The sequence below is a fragment of the Pseudomonas sp. F(2018) genome (assembly GCF_005508865.1).
Taxonomy (GTDB): domain Bacteria; phylum Pseudomonadota; class Gammaproteobacteria; order Pseudomonadales; family Pseudomonadaceae; genus Aquipseudomonas.
This window is the reverse complement of the sequence record NZ_SCOM01000001.1, coordinates 785,483-801,803: the sequence shown is the minus strand read 5'-3', so window position 1 is coordinate 801,803 and position 16,321 is coordinate 785,483. Positions and strand designations below refer to the sequence as shown.

The following is a 16,321-nucleotide window of genomic DNA, read 5'->3' as shown; positions in this document are numbered from 1 at the left end:
GCACTTTGCCTAACAGTTCCTTGCCGATACGAGCAAAGCCCTGCATCCTTGGTCCATAACAATGAAATGGGCCATGAGCCAGAGAGCCGCGCTGATGCTCAAGCGACTGCGTAACGACTTCCAGCTGTCCATCATCACCCTGATGGGCATCATCGGCGTGCTCGGCATTTCACCCTATGCGGTCTATCGCCTGCTGCACGGCAATCTCCTGGTCGGCATCGCCGATGCCGTGATCGTGCTCTCCACCCTTTCGGCGGTGGTCTACGCCTGGCGCACCGGTGACACGGAGAAGCCCGGCCTGTACCTGGCCGGCGTGTTTTCCGTGGGCTCCACGCTGATCGCCATCAACCTCGGCGTCAACGGCCTGTTCTGGATCTACCCGCTGATCCTCTTCAACTTCTTCATGGTCTCGCCCGGCAAGGCCATCGCCGCCACCCTGCTGGTGCTGGCAGGCCTGGTAGGCCACGCGCTGTGGGTGCCCGGCAGCGTGTTCGAAAGCAACTACCAGATGATCTCCTTCCTGGTCACCAACGCTATGGCCGGAGTGCTGACCTTCATCTTCGCCTACCGCACCCGCATCCAGCGCGAGCAGCTGCAGCTGCTGGCCATCCAGGATCCGCTGACCGGCGCGCGCAACCGCCGAGCCATGAACGAGGAACTGAAGATCGCCGTGTCCAGCAAGCGCCGTCATGGCCGCAGCTACGGCGCACTGGCCATGGACCTGGACCACTTCAAACAGATCAACGACCTCTATGGTCACCAGGCCGGCGATCAGGTGCTGATCGAGTACGTGAAGCTGATCAAGGCCTGCTCGCGCCAGGAGGATCGACTGTTCCGCTTCGGCGGCGAGGAATTCCTCCTGCTGCTCCCGGACACCGATGCGGAGGGCCTCGAATCGGCAGCAGAGAACCTGCTGGCGACGGTCCGCGACAACCTACGCGGGCCCGGCGGACCGGTCACCATGTCTATCGGCGGCGCCCTGCTGCGCGACGACGAGCCCTGGAGCCACTGGCTGCAACGCGCCGATCAATGCCTGTATCAGGCCAAGAGCAGCGGTCGTGACCGCACCATCATCGACCGCCCGACGGTCAACCTCACTCCCAGCCACTGACTAAAATGTAACCAGGTCAACGTCGACCTGAACACCGGCCGGCCGGGGGACCGCCAAGCAGAAGGTGGGAGGTATGCCATGAACCGGCACTACTACATCAGTGACAACCTGGACGATCTGGAGAACCTGGAAGGCGAGCTGGAGGCTCGCGGCATCAATACCGAGCAGATTCACGTGCTGAGCGAGCAGGACGCGGCAGTGGAACAGCACCAGCACTTGAACGAGGTGCCATCGATCCTCAAACAGGATGTGGTCCACTCCGGCTCGATCGGCAGCCTGATCGGCATCGCCCTGGCAGTACTGGTACTGCTGCTGGCCTGGCTGAACGACTGGGCTGCCACACCGGCAGGCTGGATTCCGTTCGTCTTCCTCGCCGTGGTACTGCTCGGCTTCAGCATCTGGGAAGGCAGCCTGTTCGGCATGCAGCAGCCCAACAGCGCGTTCCGCCGCTTCGCCGACCGCCTGCACGAAGGCAAGCACCTGTTCTTCGTCGATGTCAGCCCAGCCCAGGAGCCGATACTCAGCCAGGTGGTGGCGCACCACCCAGGCCTGGAGCTCGCCGGCACCGGCCCAGCCAGCCCGGGCTGGGCGGTGGGCCTGCAGCACCGCTGGCACCAGTTCCGCCGCATGATGTGAGATCTGGTAGGCGGGCCGCTGCGGCCCGCCACTTCATGCTGGGCTAGAATAGGTGGGCGGCCACCCCGGCCGCGCACGACCCAAGGCCCCTGCGCGCCCATGATGATCCGCCTGCTTCTGCCGCTGGCCGCCGGCCTGCTGTTCGGCAGCCTGGCCAACGCCGCCTCGATCAGGCTGGTGACCGGCGACGAGTATGCCCCCTTCACCGGGCAGAACCTGCCCAATGGCGGCATGCTCACCGAACTGGTACAGCAGACCCTACAGCAGGCGGGACACCAGACCAGCCTGACCTGGCTGCCCTGGAAGCGTGGCTATCAGGCGACGCTCAAGGGTCAGTTCGATGCCACCTACCCCTATCTGCCGACGACAGAGCGCCAGGCGGACTATCTGTTCTCTGCAGTGCTATACGAAACCACCCAGCGACTGTTCAGCAGAGCGGGGCAACCGCTGGAGCCAGACCTGCAACAGCTGGTGGGCAAGCGCATGTGCCTGCCGCTGGGCTGGCACCCCCCTCCCCGTCTCGCACCGCTGCTGGCGGCAGGCACGCTGCAACGCCACGAGCCGCAGGACCTGACCACCTGCGCACGCCTGATCGACCTCGGCCGCGATGACTTCTTTGTCGCCGACAGCCTGCTCGGCGAGCGCGCCATTCATCGTTCCGGGCTGGCCGCCGAACGCTTCAGCGAGTCGCAGGGGGTGGTCGGCAGCAATACCCTGCACTTTCTGGTGCCGCGCAACCGGCCGGGAGCCCAGCAGCTGATCGAAGAATTCGACAAGGGCCTGCGCCTGCTGCAGGAAAACGGCGAATACGCGCGGATCTTGCGCACCCACCGTCAGCACGCGCTGAACGCGGAGTGATCCTCAGCCGCGAACGGACGCGGCCAGGATCAGCTGCTTCATCTCGGCCACCGCGCCCTTGAAGCCGACAAACAGGGCATGAGCGACGATGGCGTGGCCGATATTCAGCTCGTGCACGCCGGCAATCGCCGCCACCGGCTCGACGTTGTGATAGTGCAGACCATGGCCGGCATTGACGATCAGCCCATGGGCCAGGCCGCAGGCCACGCCGTCACGGATGCGCGCCAGTTCCCGGGCAGCCTCTTCCGGGGTATGGGCGTCCGCATAGCGGCCGGTGTGCAACTCGATGGCTGGCGCACCGATGCGGCGGGCCGCCTCGATCTGCCGCTCCTCGGCATCGATGAACAGCGACACCTCGCAGCCCAGCTTGGCCAGGCGCTGTACGGCGGCCTTGATTCGCTCTTCCTGACCGGCGACATCCAGGCCACCTTCGGTGGTCAGTTCCTGGCGGGTTTCCGGCACCAGGCAGACGTGCTCGGGGCGAATGCTCTCGGCGAAGCCGAGCATGGACTCGGTGACGCCCATCTCGAAATTCATGCGCGTCTGCAGCACCTCCTTGAGCAGCCGTACATCGCGCTCCTGGATATGCCGACGGTCCTCACGCAGGTGCACGGTGATGCCGTCGGCGCCAGCCTCTTCGGCATCCAGCGCGGCCTTGACCGGGTCCGGATAACGGGTGCCGCGAGCCTGGCGCAGGGTGGCGACATGGTCGATATTGACGCCGAGGAGGATGCGGTTGGCTTCAGTCACGAGCGGGTTCCTTGAGATTCATGAAGAGTTCGCGGCTGACCAGGGGTCGACCGCCCAGATGAGGAGCGAGTGCCTGGCGCATCAGGCGCTTGGCCGCAGCCAGGGCGCCAGGTGAAGACCAGTCGGCCTCGGCCATGGCCAACAGATCGGCGCCCTGAAACAGACCCGGCTGCAGTTGCCCCACCGCCTCCAGGCCGGCATCGGGGCGCAGACGGTAGAGGCCATCGATCGCAATCGGCTGGCCGGCAATATCGATATCCAGGGCGAAACCATAGCCCAGCTCGTCCAGCAGGCGCCATTCAAAGGCGCGCAGCAGCGGCTCCAGCGGCGGGTTGGCAGCCAGGGCCTGGAGCGTCAGGGCGTAATGCTCGAACAGAGCTGGATGCGGGTCTTCGGCGGGTAGCAGGCGCAGGAGGAGCTCGTTGAGGTACATGCCGCTGTAGAGCGTCTGCCCCTGCAACCAGTGCGCGATGCCGCTGGCTTCGAGGCGGCCGACATTCTTCAGCTCACCCCGCCCGCGCAACTCCAGCTCCAGCGGCGCGAACGGCCGCGCCAGGCTTCCAGCCTTGCCACGGGCGCCACGCAGCACCGCGCGCAATCGCCCTTCGGGTGTGAGGAAATCGACCAGTGCGCTGGTTTCCTTGTAGGGCCGACTGTGCAGGACGAAGGCCGGACGCGCGCTGGCGAGCATGGATCAGAAGTCGGTGTAGCCCAGCGAACGCAGGGCCCGCTCGTCGTCGGACCAGCCACCCTTCACCTTGACCCAGAGATTGAGCATGACCTTGGAGTCGAACAGCACCTCCATGTCCTTGCGCGCATCCTGGCCGATGCGTTTGATGCGCTCGCCCTTGTCGCCGATGATGATCTTCTTCTGGCCGTCGCGCTCCACCAGGATCAGGCCGTGGATGTGCAGCACGCGCCCCTCCTGCTTGAACTCCTCGATCTCCACGGTGATCTGGTACGGCAGCTCGGCACCGAGCTGGCGCATGATCTTCTCGCGAATCAGCTCGGCAGCCAGGAAGCGACTCGAGCGGTCGGTGATCTGGTCTTCCGGGAAGAAGTGCTCGGACTCCGGCAGGTTCTCCGCCACCAGGCGCTCCAGGGTGTCAAGATTCTGCCCGTGCAGGGCGGAAATCGGCACCACTTCGGCCTGCGGCAGTTGGGTGGCGAGCCACTCCAGGTGCGGCAGCAGCTCGCTCTTGTCGTCCAGCCGGTCTGCCTTGTTCACAGCCAACAGGATCGGGCATTTCACGTACTGGACCTTCTCAAGCACCATCTGGTCCTCGTCGGTCCAGCGGGTGCGGTCGACCACGAACACGACCACATCGACGTCCTTGAGGGCCGTGGATGCACTGCGGTTCATGTAGCGGTTGAGTGCCTTGTCGTTGTGCTTGTGCAAGCCCGGGGTATCGACATAGACAGCCTGCACATCACCCTCGGTCTTGATGCCGAGCATGTTGTGGCGGGTGGTCTGCGGCTTGCGCGAGGTGATCGCCAGCTTCTGCCCGAGGATATGGTTGAGCAGCGTCGACTTGCCCACATTGGGTCGGCCGACGATAGCGACGTAGCCACAACGGGTCACGGGTGCATCAGTCATGGCTATTCTCCACGCCCAGCGCCACCAGCGCGGCGGCGGCGGCGACCTGCTCGGCAATGCGCCGACTGGCGCCATGCCCCTGGGTCTTGTCGGTCAGCAGCGCCACTTCGCACTGCACGAAAAAGGTACGGCAATGGGGTTCGCCCTGGATATCCACCACCTCGTAGCGCGGCAGCTCAGCGGCGCGCGACTGGAGGAACTCCTGCAGGCGAGTCTTGGGATCCTTGTTGGTATCCACCAGGGTAAGACTGTCCAGCTCATTGGTCAGCCAGGCCAGAACCCGCTCACGAGCCACATCCATGCCGGCGTCCAGATAAATGGCACCGATCAGCGCCTCGAGGGCGTCGGCGAGAATCGACTCGCGGCGGAAACCGCCACTCTTCAGCTCACCGGAGCCCAGACGCAGGTATTCACCCAACTCGAAGCCACGCGCAAGTATGGCCAGGGTCTCGCCTTTCACCAAACGCGCACGCAGACGCGAAAGCTGGCCTTCTCGGGCCTGGGGAAAGCGTTCAAATAGCGCTTCGCCAGCGACGAAGTTGAGGATGGCATCGCCGAGGAACTCCAGACGTTCGTTGTTGCGCCCGGCGAAGCTGCGGTGAGTCAGCGCCAGGAGCATCAGCTCCTGGTTCTGGAAGGTGTGGCCGAGCTGACGCTCGAGGCGAGGAAGGGAATAACTCACTGAGGGCGAATTCGGAATTCTTTGTCGAAGGTAGCGACAAGATCAAGGTTCTCGATCAGATGCTCGCGTTGTTCATATTTGAGGTGGAGAAGGAATAGGTCATTCTCCTGCTTGATCTCCAGCACCTTTTTTAGATCCAGTCGAATACTATTAACACCCATTCCCTTTTGAATGTGATCGTAAAAGTCTCGAACCGACACGATCTGAGCTGGCTCGCTCTCAACCTTAGTGATGATTTTCTGCAATGCATAGTAATCCATGTAATGCGGAAACAGCTTGAAAGCCGTGCTAGCAAGAAAAGCTAATACGGCAAGCGTCACTATCCAACCCAGCAAAGACATGCCTTTTTGCGACCGCGCAAGCATAATGATCGACCTCGTCTATCAGAGTTATTGTGAAGCCTGTGGACTATATATAAGCAGGCACCGCTCAATTGAACAGCGCCTCGCAATTTCGATTCGTTAGTGAATCAAACCAACCCGGGAGAAGTTTGGCAGGCTGCGCAGCTTGGGATCGGGCCAGCTCAGCCATACGGCGAAAGCCTTGCCGACGATATTGCGATCGGGAACCATGCCCCACAGCTCCTTGGGAATCGCACCATCATTCCAGTAGCGGCTGTCGTTGGAGTCATCCCGGTTGTCGCCCATCATGAAGTAGTGCCCTTGCGGCACCACCCACTCGTCACCCGGGCGTACATTGCGATGCAGCTGCTTGCGGATCAGATGCTCGGCCTCGCCCAGCTTCTCGCGATAGACCAAGGTGCGCCCCAGGGAGCGCGGCTCCTCACCCAGTAACTCCTCGGCAACCGACTGGTCATTGACCAGCAGACGCTTGTCCTGGGTATAGGTGATGCGGTCTCCCGGCAGCCCTACTACACGCTTGATGTAGTTGATGCTGGGGTTGCTCGGATAGCGAAACACCATGACATCGCCACGCTGCGGATCACCCACCTCGACAACCTTGGTATCGACCACGGGCAGGCGAATGCCATAGGCAAACTTGTTGACCAGAATGAAGTCACCCACTTCCAGAGTCGGCTTCATCGAGCCGGATGGAATCTGGAACGGTTCCAACAGGAAGGAGCGCAGCACCAGAACAATGGCCAGCACCGGGAAGAACGACTTGCCGTACTCGACCAGCAGCGGCTCCTTGTTCAGACGCTGTAGCACCTGCTCGTCCGGCTCACCGACCTGGCCTTCGTAGGCCGCGATTGCCACCCGACGGCGTGGTGCTAGCAACAGCAGGTCAATCAGAGCCAAGGCGCCGCAAACCGCAACGGCAATCACCAGAATCAGCGGGAAGTTGAACGACATAGGTCTTAGCTATCCACTTTGAGTACGGCGAGGAAGGCTTCCTGCGGGATTTCCACGCTGCCTACCTGTTTCATCCGCTTCTTACCGGCCTTCTGCTTCTCCAGCAGTTTTTTCTTACGGCTGACGTCACCACCGTAGCACTTGGCCAATACGTTCTTGCGCAGCGCCTTGACTGTGGTCCGGGCGATGATCTGGCCACCGATGGCCGCCTGGATCGCCACGTCGAACATCTGCCGCGGGATCAGCTCTTTCATTTTTTCGGTCAGCACCCGGCCCTTCTGGTGGGCACGGTCACGGTGCACGATCAGCGCCAAGGCGTCGACCTTCTCGCCGTTGATCATCACATCCAGGCGCACCAGGTTGGCCGACTGGAAGCGGTCGAAGCTGTAGTCCAGCGAGGCATAGCCACGGCTCACCGACTTCAGTCGATCGAAGAAATCGAGCACCACCTCGTTCATCGGCAGGTCATAGGAAACCTGAACCTGGCTGCTGAGGAACTGTAGGTCGCGCTGCACGCCACGCTTCTCGATGCACAGGGTGATGACGTTACCCAGATGCTCCTGCGGCACCAGGATATTGGCGCGCACGATCGGCTCGCGCATGTCGAGAATGCCGGCCGGATCGGGCAACTTGGACGGGTTGTCGACGGACAGCGTCTCACCGTTCTTCATCTCAACTTCGAAGATCACCGTCGGCGCGGTGGTGATCAGGTCCAGGTCATACTCGCGCTCCAGGCGCTCCTGGATGATTTCCATGTGCAGCATGCCGAGGAAACCGATACGGAAGCCGAAGCCCAGGGCGTCGGAGCTCTCCGGCTCGTACTGCAGCGCGGCATCGTTCAGGGTGAGCTTCTGCAGGGCTTCGCGGAAGTCCTCGAAGTCATCGGAGCTGACCGGGAACAGGCCTGCGTAGACCTGCGGCTTGATGCGCTTGAAGCCCGGCAATACATCCACGTCGGGGGTGTTGGACAGGGTCAGGGTGTCGCCCACCGGGGCACCGTGGATGTCCTTGATACCGGCGATCACGAAGCCCACTTCACCGGCCTTGAGGTCGGCGGTCTCGGTGTGCTTCGGGGTGAACACGCCGACGCTGTCGATCTGGTGGGTTTTGCCGGTGGACTTGACCAGAATCTTGTCGCCCTTCTTCATCCGGCCATGCTTGACCCGCACCAGGGAGACAATACCCAGGTAATTGTCGAACCAGGAGTCGATGATCAGCGCCTGCAGCGGCGCCTCGATGTCGCCCTCCGGCGGCGGGATCACCTGGACCAGACGCTCCAGCACATCGATCACACCCATGCCGCTCTTGGCACTGCAGGGCACCGCGTCGGTAGCGTCGATACCGATGATGTGCTCGATCTCGTCCTTGACCCGCTCCGGCTCGGCCTGGGGCAGGTCCATTTTGTTCAGTACCGGCATGACCTCGAGGCCCTGCTCGATGGCGGTGTAGCAGTTGGCCACGGATTGGGCCTCGACGCCCTGACCGGCGTCGACCACCAGGATCGCGCCTTCGCAGGCGGCCAGGGAGCGACTCACCTCATAGGTGAAGTCGACGTGACCGGGGGTATCGATGAAGTTCAGCTGGTAGGTCTTACCGTCCTGCGCCGGGTAGTGCAGGGTGACGCTGTGAGCTTTGATGGTGATGCCACGCTCGCGCTCCAGGTCCATGGAGTCGAGGACCTGAGCTTCCATCTCGCGGTCGGACAGACCGCCACAGATCTGGATGAAGCGGTCGGCCAGGGTCGACTTGCCATGATCGATGTGGGCGATGATGGAGAAATTGCGGATATGACTCAGATCACTCACGGATCAACACTCGAATAAAGCCGCAGGCAGGCTGCCCGCCGAAAAATAGCCGGGGATTCTACCCGATCGGCGACCGACCCGTCACGCGCGCCACACGGCCGGCAGCCACAAAAAAGGGCGGCCAACGCCACCCTTTTTGCTTCCAACCAGGCCTATTCGGCCAGTTTGAAGGTGATGAAGCTGGCGCGCCCCTGGCGCAGAACGCGCATGGACACCGAGCGATTGACCGGCAATTCCTTGGCCACCTGGGCAAAAGTCTTGGCCGAATCGATAGCCTGGTTGTTCAAATGAGTGATGACATCGCCAGGACGCAGGCCGATCAGCGCGGCCGGGCCGCTCTGCACTTCCTTGATGACCACACCACCGCGCAGGTCGAAAGCCTTCTTCTGCTCGGCGCTCAGCTCCGCCACCGACACCCCCAGGCGATTGCTGCTGCGCTCGACACCCGCCTCACCAGCCACCGGCATCTCCTCGCCCTCTTCCGGCAAGGCGCCGATGCTCAGCGAAATACGCTTGCGCTCGCCCTCACGCACCACTTCCAGATCCGCCTGGCTGCCAGGCTTGAGGGCCCCGACCAGATGCGGCAAATCGGCCGACATGATGATCGGCTGGCCATTCAGGCTGAGGATCACGTCACCGACCTGCAGGCCACCCTTGGCAGCCGGCCCCTCCTCCAGCACCTGAGCCACCAGCGCACCGGCCGGCTTGTCCAGCCCGAAGGATTCGGCCAGGTCTTTGTTCACTTCCTGAATCACCACCCCCAGCCAGCCGCGGCTGACCTTGCCCTCGGACTTCAACTGGTTGGCGACATCCATGGCCACGTCGATGGGAATGGCGAACGAGAGCCCCATGAAGCCGCCGGAACGGGTGAATATTTGCGAGTTGATACCGACCACTTCGCCATCCAGATTGAACAGCGGTCCGCCGGAGTTACCCGGGTTGATCGCCACGTCGGTCTGAATGAACGGCACGTAGCTCTCGTTCGGCAGGCTGCGCCCCTTGGCCGAGACGATGCCGGCGGTGACCGAATGATCGAAACCGAAGGGCGAGCCAATGGCCAACACCCACTCGCCCACCTTGAGCGCCTGCGACTTGCCCAGCTTGACGGTCGGCAGATCCTTGCCCTCGACCTTGAGCAGCGCCACATCGGTGCGCGGATCGGCACCGATCAGCTTGGCCTCCAGCTCGCTGCGGTCGGACAGGCGCACGATGATCTCGTCGGCATCCGCCACCACATGGTTGTTGGTCAGCACATAGCCGTCGCCGGAAATGATGAAGCCGGAACCCAGCGACTGCGCCTCGCGCTGGCGACCGCCCCCCGGGCTACGCGGCATCTGCGGAATGTTGCGCTCGAAGAACTCACGGAACATCGGCGGCATGCCCTCGAGGTCCGGCATCTGCCCCGGAGCTGCCACCTCACGCTGCGGCAGGTTCTGTCGCGTACTGATGTTCACCACGGCCGGCGAGGCCTCCTCCACCAATTCGGTGAATTCGGGCAATTCGGCACGCGCCAGAGACATCTGCCCGAGCAACAGCAGGGCACACAGACCGGACAGCGAGGATTTCAGGCTAAGCATTGACTTCAGCTCCATCCACTTAGAAGACAAGAATTTTCACGATCATTACAGCAGATGCGACGAAGCCGATTCGGAGCAAGTAAGCACTCCGAATCGGCCCATGCCGCAGCAGATCACTGTGCAGAGCTCTCGACAACCGTCGCAGTCTGCATAGATAGGGCCACACGCTCGGCGGTACCCAAAGGAATCTCACCCACCACGGTGACCATCATGTCGCCATCGGCGGTACTCATGCGGCGCGATACAACGGCAGTCGGCCCCAACTGGCTGCGCGCATCTTCCGCCCCGGCCCCGCGCAGCGGCTCGAGGAACACCGTGAAGCGAGCCAGACCATCGCCATACAGTAGGCAGGCTACCGGCTCGGACGAGGCCGGGCTGGTACGTTGCAGCGCCTGACTCAATTCGAAGCCAGGCGGCACCCAGCCGGCCTTCCAGGACTGCGGCAGCTCGGCCACCTTGCCCAGACTGACCGGCTTGCACGACTCACCCGGCTTGAGCGCGGCGTCATCGACATCGGCCGTCAGGTCCAGGCTGACGAACTGGAAGCGCTCCAGCAACTGCCCCTTCTCGCTGATCAGCAGCGACTTCAAAGGCAGCGCGGTCTCGTCGTCTAGATGCAGTTCGAAGGCGTAGCGATGCTGGTCGCGGGGAATCAGCGCCAGCACAGTGGCGGAACGCCCGGCCACCCGAGAACGCCCCAGCACGCGCATGTCGTAACGCTGTTCCAATTGATCCGCATTGAGTTCACGTGCCGGCCACTGAGCATCGACCACCTGCTCGGCCAGCGCGCCGCTCATGCACTGCGGCTTGCCATCGACCCGCAGCACTTCTTGCGCGGGCCCATCGAGCTGCAGCAAGCGCTCGCTGACACCCGATTCGCTACCGCGGTGCCAGATGCCATGGGTAGAGAAGCTGCCATTGCGCTCATAGATGAAAGTGCCTTGAAAGCTTTGCCGGTCGGCCTGAGCCAACCGCTGCAACCAACTCTCGGCAGCCTGTGCGGGTAAAACCAGACAGCTGCCGAGTAGAGCTATAAGGGGGATGACGCGCATGTACCCTCTCAGCGATTTTCCAGGCTGGCGGCTCGGGCGTATGGCAGCGCGGTATCAGCACCGGTGGCGGCAGCCTGTTGCGCATGCTGACGCAGATAAGCAGGCAGACGCTGTTCGTGCCAACCCGAACTGGACTGTTCGGCGTTCTGTTGCAACGGCGACGCCGCCTCAGTATAGCCAGCCAGTACAGCGGGGCCTTGCACTTGCGGCAGAGTCAGGCTGGGCTGCACGCCCTGCTGCGCCAACTGGGCACCGGCCAGCTCATCCTGATTGTAGAAGCGCACGCCAGCCAGCACGGCCAAGGTCACCGAGGCAGCTACCGCCACTCGCCCGACCATGCGCCACGGACCACGAGCAGTCGCAGTCGGCATTGCCTCTTCGGCCAGCGCCGCAGAAACGGCGGCCGCGATATCGAGGCGCGGCTCGAGCAACTCTTTGTGCATCACCGCACGCGCGATCTGGTAACGCGACCAGGTGCCACGCAGCTCGGCATCGTCGCCGGCAGCCGCCAGCACTCGACGCAGTTCCAGTTCGTCCGCTTCGTTATCCATCACCGCGGACAGCGATTCCTGCAGGGCTTCACGACTCATGGTGTTTCCTCTCTTGGCTGTCGCCGCTGTCTCACATTCAGGCTTCCTGCAGCAAAGGCTGCAGGGCTTTGTCGATGGCCTCGCGGGCCCGGAAGATCCGCGAGCGCACGGTACCGACTGGACACTGCATGACGCTGGCAATGTCCTCGTAGCTCAGTCCATCGAACTCGCGCAGGGTCAAGGCCGTGCGCAGATCCTCAGGCAGTTGCTGGATGGTCCGATGCACCGTGGCCTCGATCTCATCCCGCAGCATGGCGCGCTCGGGCGACTCTATGTCCTTGAGCGCGTGATCTCCGTCGTAAAACTCCGCATCCTCGGAACTGACATCACTGTCTGGCGGACGCCGCCCCCGCGAGACCAGATAATTCTTCGCCGTGTTGATGGCGATGCGGTACAGCCAGGTGTAGAACGCGCTGTCACCGCGGAAATTACCGAGTGCCCGATAGGCCTTTATAAAAGCTTCCTGGGCGACATCCTGGGCCTCATGGCTGTCGTGAACGAAGCGCACCACAAGGCCGAGGATCTTGTGCTGGTACTTGAGTACCAGCAGATCGAAGGCCCGCTTGTCGCCGCGCTGCACCCGCTCGACCAGCTGCTGATCGTCTTCCTGGGCTAGCATGAATACTCCTCGTTCGTTCCGGAGGAGATCCGCGCCGGCCAGCCTTTCCGTCTGCCAAGATAGACTCGGGCGTTGCGCAAAAGTTCTCCCCTCCGAAGAAGCTTTGCTCGGCTCTCGATGGCCTTGCAAAGCGTTACAGCATCGTCGATTCGACTACTGCATGAATAACCTGGCCAATCAGGCCGCCGCTCCAATACGACAGGCGCATTTGGCAACTGTCGTTGGAACTTGAACGACTAAGAAAGTTCCAGAGTGTTCTTCTACGTCATAAGCCCAGCTATTGTGCCGGCCACCCCCTCTATATACTAGGTGGCGCCATTTCGATCCCTGCGGAATCAGCAGTAGATGAGCCAACACTATCAGCATGACGTTCTGGTCATCGGCAGCGGCGCTGCCGGTCTGACCCTGGCCCTGACCCTGCCCGAGCACCTGCGTATCGCCGTGCTAAGCAAGGGCGACCTGGCCAACGGCTCCACCTACTGGGCCCAGGGCGGTGTTGCCGCGGTACTGGACGATGCCGACACCGTGGAGTCCCACGTCAGCGACACTCTCAACGCCGGCGGCGGCCTGTGTCGCGAAGAGGCCGTGCGCTTTACCGTAGAGCACAGCCGCGAAGCCATCCAGTGGCTGATCGAACAGGGCGTGCCCTTCACCCGCGACGAAGAACAGGATCGCGAGGATGGTGGTTTCGAATTCCACCTCACCCGTGAGGGCGGACACAGTCATCGGCGCATCATCCATGCCGCCGACGCCACTGGCGCGGCGATCTTCAATACCCTGCTGCAGCAGACCCGCCAGCGCGCCAACATCGAGCTGCAGGAGCAGCGGGTGGCGGTCGACCTGATCACCGAGCGCAAGCTCGGCCTGCCTGGCCAGCGCTGCGTCGGCGCCTACGTGCTCAATCGCAACAGCGGTGAAGTGGATACCTATCACGCGCGCTTCGTGATTCTCGCCACCGGCGGCGCGGCCAAGGTCTACCTCTATACCAGCAACCCGGACGGCGCCAGCGGTGACGGTATCGCCATGGCCTGGCGCGCCGGCTGCCGGGTCGGTAACCTGGAATTCAACCAGTTCCACCCGACCTGCCTGTACCACCCGCAGGCCAAGAGCTTTCTGGTCACCGAGGCCCTGCGCGGCGAAGGCGCCCACCTCAAGCTGCCCAACGGCGAGCGCTTCATGGCGCGCTTCGATGCGCGCGAAGAACTGGCCCCGCGCGACATCGTTGCCCGCGCCATCGACCACGAGATGAAGCGCCTGGGTATCGACTGCGTGTACCTGGACATCAGCCACAAACCGGCCGAATTCGTGAAGGCGCACTTCCCCACGGTGTATGAACGCTGCCTGACGTTCGGCATCGACATCACCCGCCAACCCATCCCGGTGGTGCCGGCGGCGCACTACACCTGTGGAGGAGTCCTGGTCGACCAGCACGGGCGCACCGATGTGCCCGGCCTGTATGCCATCGGCGAGACCAGCTTCACCGGCCTGCATGGCGCCAACCGCATGGCCAGCAACTCGCTGCTGGAATGCTTCGTCTATGCCCGCTCGGCGGTCGAGGACATCCTCGCTCAGCTCGATCAGGTGCCGATGCCACAAGCCCTGCCGGCCTGGGACGCCAGCCAGGTGACCGACTCCGACGAGGACGTGATCATCGCCCACAACTGGGACGAGCTGCGGCGTTTCATGTGGGACTACGTCGGCATCGTGCGCACCAACAAGCGCCTGCAGCGCGCCCAGCACCGGGTGCGCCTGCTGCTCGACGAGATCGACGAGTTCTACAGCAACTACAAGGTCAGCCGCGACCTGATCGAGCTGCGCAACCTGGCCCAGGTGGCCGAGCTGATGATCGAGTCGGCCATGCTGCGCCGCGAGAGCCGCGGCCTGCACTACACCCTGGACTACCCGCAGCTGCTGCCGCAGGCCCACGACACTATCCTGGCGCCGCCCACCTACGCCGGCTGAACTTCAGGCGCACGCGCAGGCGCCTGTGCGCCTCGCGCGGCAATGCATCACGCGGGATGCACAGGCCACGCACCCGCCGCTCGCCGGCCAGGCGGAAACGCAACACCACCACCAACGGCAACGCCAGGCTGTCCGGGCGCAACTGCACCGGCTGCCAGCCATCGCGGCTATTGAATAGCTGCCAGCCCTCCTCGTCCCGACGCAACCCGGTGAAGGCGGCCGAATGGCGCAGCAGGATCTGTCGTGGCAACACCCAGGCGGCATGCAGCAGGCAGGCGCCGACACCGAGCAAGGATGCCCAGAGCGGAACTTCGACGACGAACAGGGTGATCAGCGCCAGGATCAGCGCCGACAGGTAGACCGCCAGCAGCAGGCGCGAGGCCTGCCAGTGGCATTCGAAGACTTCACTTCGGCTGAACACGATCCAGGATCATGCGAACCATGCGGCGCAGATCGGGGTCTTCCGGCTCGCCGCGCTGCATGAACCAGCCGAACATGTCCTGGTCCTCACACTCCAGCAGCTTGCGGTAGCGCGCCTGATCCTCGGCATCCAGGGTGGCGTAGACCTCCTTGACGAAGGGCACCAGCAGCACGTCCAGTTCCAGCATGCCGCGGCGGCTGTGCCAGAAGAGTCGATTGAGTTCGGTAGCGTCGGCCATGCAGCGGCTCCTGTGCAAAGGAGCGGCAGTATACCGGCGCCGCACGCACTCGGCACGCTGACAAGGCTCGGGGGGGCCTCTATGATGACGCCCTTGTCTTTTGCAACCAGCGAGCGCCCATGGCCGACTCCGCCTTCTTCACCCTGCTGAACCACGAAGCCCTGCTCGCCGTGCGCGGCCCCGACGCCGCCAAGTTCCTCCAGGGCCAGCTCACCTGCAACCTGAATTATCTCGACGAACGGACCTCCAGCCTGGGCGCGCGCTGCACGCCCAAGGGCCGCATGACCTCCAGCTTCCGCATCCTGCAGGACGGCGACGGTTACCTGCTGGCCATGGCCAGCGAACTGCTGGAGGCGCAAATGGCGGACCTGAAGAAGTACGCGGTGTTCTCCAAGTCCACCCTCGCCGACGAATCCGCCAGCTGGGTGCGCTTCGGCCTGGACGGTGGCGACGGCGCCCTGCTCGACCTCGGCCTGGACCTGCCACAGCAGCCCGACGCCGTGGCCCGCGCCAACGGCCTGATCGTCATTCGCCTGCCCGGCGGCCGCGCCGAACTCTGGGCACCCGCCGAACAGGCCGAAAGCCTGCACAACCGCCTGGCCGCGCAACTGCGCGAGGCGCCGCTCAACGACTGGCTGCTCGGCCAGGTGCGCGCCGGCGTCGGCCAGGTGTTCGGCGCCACCCGCGAGCTGTTCATCCCGCAGATGATCAACCTGCAGGCGGTCGGCGGCGTCAGCTTCAAGAAAGGCTGCTACACCGGCCAGGAAATCGTCGCGCGCATGCAGTACCTCGGCAAGCTCAAGCGGCGTCTACAGCGTCTGAGCCTGGCCCAGGACGAACTGCCGGCCGTCGGCAGCGAGCTGTTCTCGCCGGTCCACGGCTCCAGCGTCGGCGAAGTGGTGTTGGCAGCCACCTCAGAAGGCGGCGCCGAGTTGCTGGCGGTACTGCAGGAGGATGCGGTCGCCGATGGCCGAATCCACCTCGGCAGCGCCGACGGCCCTGGCCTGAAGCTGCTGGAACTGCCGTACCAACTGGACGCGGATCGCGAAATCCAGCGCTAGGTAAAAAAGCTGATGCATGACCCCGGGCAAACGCGGTACAACCCCGGCA

The 16,321-nt window shown here is 63.3% G+C and carries 18 protein-coding genes; 5 read left to right on the top strand and 13 right to left on the bottom strand.

The annotated features are described in order from the left end of the window. Positions 1-73: 73 nt before the first annotated feature. The 3 genes from FFS62_RS03970 (at position 74) to FFS62_RS03960 (ending at position 2,605) form a co-directional block, all read left to right on the top strand. Positions 74-1,111: a GGDEF domain-containing protein gene (locus FFS62_RS03970; protein WP_137971503.1), complete on the top strand. Its 1,038-nt coding sequence runs from the start codon at positions 74-76 to the stop codon at positions 1,109-1,111. A gap of 78 nt (positions 1,112-1,189) precedes the next feature. Beyond that, a complete protein-coding gene (locus FFS62_RS03965; protein ID WP_137971502.1) occupies positions 1,190-1,747 on the top strand; it encodes a magnesium transporter in 558 nt (185 codons plus the stop codon). Between the two features lie 102 nt (positions 1,748-1,849). After that, positions 1,850-2,605, top strand: a complete 756-nt coding sequence (locus FFS62_RS03960) for an ABC transporter substrate-binding protein (RefSeq protein WP_256662108.1) — start codon at positions 1,850-1,852, stop codon at positions 2,603-2,605. A gap of 3 nt (positions 2,606-2,608) precedes the next feature. On the opposite strand, the gene pdxJ is transcribed toward FFS62_RS03960, so the two are convergent. From pdxJ to rpoE, 11 genes are all read right to left on the bottom strand, one after another. Further along, the gene (pdxJ, locus tag FFS62_RS03955; RefSeq protein WP_137971501.1) at positions 2,609-3,355 is read right to left on the bottom strand and encodes a pyridoxine 5'-phosphate synthase; all 747 of its coding nucleotides are present in this window, start codon (positions 3,353-3,355) and stop codon (positions 2,609-2,611) included. Continuing rightward, positions 3,348-4,046 (bottom strand): DNA repair protein RecO, encoded by a 699-nt coding sequence (gene recO, locus FFS62_RS03950; protein WP_137971500.1) that lies wholly within the window; start codon positions 4,044-4,046, stop codon positions 3,348-3,350. The genes pdxJ and recO overlap by 8 nt, the downstream gene beginning before the upstream one ends. A gap of 3 nt (positions 4,047-4,049) precedes the next feature. Next, complete coding sequence (gene era / locus FFS62_RS03945; RefSeq protein WP_137971499.1) at positions 4,050-4,952, bottom strand: GTPase Era; 903 nt, start codon at positions 4,950-4,952, stop codon at positions 4,050-4,052. Beyond that, complete coding sequence (gene rnc / locus FFS62_RS03940) at positions 4,945-5,634, bottom strand: ribonuclease III (protein WP_137971498.1); 690 nt, start codon at positions 5,632-5,634, stop codon at positions 4,945-4,947. The genes era and rnc overlap by 8 nt, the downstream gene beginning before the upstream one ends. Further along, positions 5,631-6,002, bottom strand: coding sequence for a DUF4845 domain-containing protein (locus tag FFS62_RS03935; protein WP_137971497.1), 372 nt, complete (start codon positions 6,000-6,002; stop codon positions 5,631-5,633). Before FFS62_RS03935 ends, rnc begins: the two co-directional genes overlap by 4 nt. 93 nt (positions 6,003-6,095) lie before the next feature. Then, positions 6,096-6,947 (bottom strand): signal peptidase I, encoded by an 852-nt coding sequence (lepB, locus tag FFS62_RS03930; protein WP_137971496.1) that lies wholly within the window; start codon positions 6,945-6,947, stop codon positions 6,096-6,098. Positions 6,948-6,952: 5 nt separating this feature from the next. Continuing rightward, entirely contained in the window at positions 6,953-8,752 is a 1,800-nt protein-coding gene (gene lepA, locus FFS62_RS03925; protein WP_137971495.1) for a translation elongation factor 4, read from the bottom strand. Positions 8,753-8,904: 152 nt separating this feature from the next. Next, positions 8,905-10,329, bottom strand: coding sequence for a DegQ family serine endoprotease (locus FFS62_RS03920; protein WP_137971494.1), 1,425 nt, complete (start codon positions 10,327-10,329; stop codon positions 8,905-8,907). Between the two features lie 113 nt (positions 10,330-10,442). Further along, positions 10,443-11,381 carry a MucB/RseB C-terminal domain-containing protein gene (locus tag FFS62_RS03915; RefSeq protein ID WP_137971493.1) on the bottom strand — a complete coding sequence of 313 codons (939 nt, stop codon included), beginning with the start codon at positions 11,379-11,381 and terminating at the stop codon, positions 10,443-10,445. A gap of 8 nt (positions 11,382-11,389) precedes the next feature. After that, positions 11,390-11,971: a sigma-E factor negative regulatory protein gene (locus tag FFS62_RS03910; RefSeq protein ID WP_137971492.1), complete on the bottom strand. Its 582-nt coding sequence runs from the start codon at positions 11,969-11,971 to the stop codon at positions 11,390-11,392. A 37-nt stretch (positions 11,972-12,008) separates the two neighbouring features. Continuing rightward, positions 12,009-12,590, bottom strand: coding sequence for an RNA polymerase sigma factor RpoE (rpoE, locus tag FFS62_RS03905; RefSeq protein WP_137971491.1), 582 nt, complete (start codon positions 12,588-12,590; stop codon positions 12,009-12,011). Between the two features lie 345 nt (positions 12,591-12,935). Between rpoE and nadB the strand changes: the two genes are divergently transcribed. Then, positions 12,936-14,552 carry an L-aspartate oxidase gene (gene nadB, locus FFS62_RS03900; RefSeq protein WP_137971490.1) on the top strand — a complete coding sequence of 539 codons (1,617 nt, stop codon included), beginning with the start codon at positions 12,936-12,938 and terminating at the stop codon, positions 14,550-14,552. On the opposite strand, the gene FFS62_RS03895 is transcribed toward nadB, so the two are convergent. After that, positions 14,521-14,973 carry a protein YgfX gene (locus FFS62_RS03895; protein WP_137971489.1) on the bottom strand — a complete coding sequence of 151 codons (453 nt, stop codon included), beginning with the start codon at positions 14,971-14,973 and terminating at the stop codon, positions 14,521-14,523. The genes nadB and FFS62_RS03895 overlap by 32 nt on opposite strands. Beyond that, positions 14,957-15,211 carry a succinate dehydrogenase assembly factor 2 gene (locus tag FFS62_RS03890; RefSeq protein ID WP_137971488.1) on the bottom strand — a complete coding sequence of 85 codons (255 nt, stop codon included), beginning with the start codon at positions 15,209-15,211 and terminating at the stop codon, positions 14,957-14,959. The genes FFS62_RS03895 and FFS62_RS03890 overlap by 17 nt, the downstream gene beginning before the upstream one ends. 119 nt (positions 15,212-15,330) lie before the next feature. Here FFS62_RS03890 and FFS62_RS03885 point away from each other — a divergent pair, with 119 nt between their 5' ends. Then, complete coding sequence (locus FFS62_RS03885) at positions 15,331-16,272, top strand: folate-binding protein YgfZ (RefSeq protein ID WP_137971487.1); 942 nt, start codon at positions 15,331-15,333, stop codon at positions 16,270-16,272. Positions 16,273-16,321 lie beyond the last annotated feature (49 nt).

Bases quoted from the DNA above. Each gene is read 5' to 3' on its own strand.
- FFS62_RS03960 (WP_256662108.1), top strand. From the start codon at position 1,850: ATGATCCGCCTGCTTCTGCCGCTGGCCGCCGGCCTGCTGTTCGGCAGC.
- FFS62_RS03910 (WP_137971492.1), bottom strand. From the start codon at position 11,971: ATGAGTCGTGAAGCCCTGCAGGAATCGCTGTCCGCGGTGATGGATAAC.
- FFS62_RS03915 (WP_137971493.1), bottom strand. From the start codon at position 11,381: ATGCGCGTCATCCCCCTTATAGCTCTACTCGGCAGCTGTCTGGTTTTA.
- FFS62_RS03885 (WP_137971487.1), top strand. From the start codon at position 15,331: ATGGCCGACTCCGCCTTCTTCACCCTGCTGAACCACGAAGCCCTGCTC.
- recO (WP_137971500.1), bottom strand. From the start codon at position 4,046: ATGCTCGCCAGCGCGCGTCCGGCCTTCGTCCTGCACAGTCGGCCCTAC.
- era (WP_137971499.1), bottom strand. From the start codon at position 4,952: ATGACTGATGCACCCGTGACCCGTTGTGGCTACGTCGCTATCGTCGGC.
- FFS62_RS03970 (WP_137971503.1), top strand. From the start codon at position 74: ATGAGCCAGAGAGCCGCGCTGATGCTCAAGCGACTGCGTAACGACTTC.
- FFS62_RS03890 (WP_137971488.1), bottom strand. From the start codon at position 15,211: ATGGCCGACGCTACCGAACTCAATCGACTCTTCTGGCACAGCCGCCGC.
- FFS62_RS03920 (WP_137971494.1), bottom strand. From the start codon at position 10,329: ATGCTTAGCCTGAAATCCTCGCTGTCCGGTCTGTGTGCCCTGCTGTTG.
- nadB (WP_137971490.1), top strand. From the start codon at position 12,936: ATGAGCCAACACTATCAGCATGACGTTCTGGTCATCGGCAGCGGCGCT.
- lepB (WP_137971496.1), bottom strand. From the start codon at position 6,947: ATGTCGTTCAACTTCCCGCTGATTCTGGTGATTGCCGTTGCGGTTTGC.
- FFS62_RS03965 (WP_137971502.1), top strand. From the start codon at position 1,190: ATGAACCGGCACTACTACATCAGTGACAACCTGGACGATCTGGAGAAC.
- rpoE (WP_137971491.1), bottom strand. From the start codon at position 12,590: ATGCTAGCCCAGGAAGACGATCAGCAGCTGGTCGAGCGGGTGCAGCGC.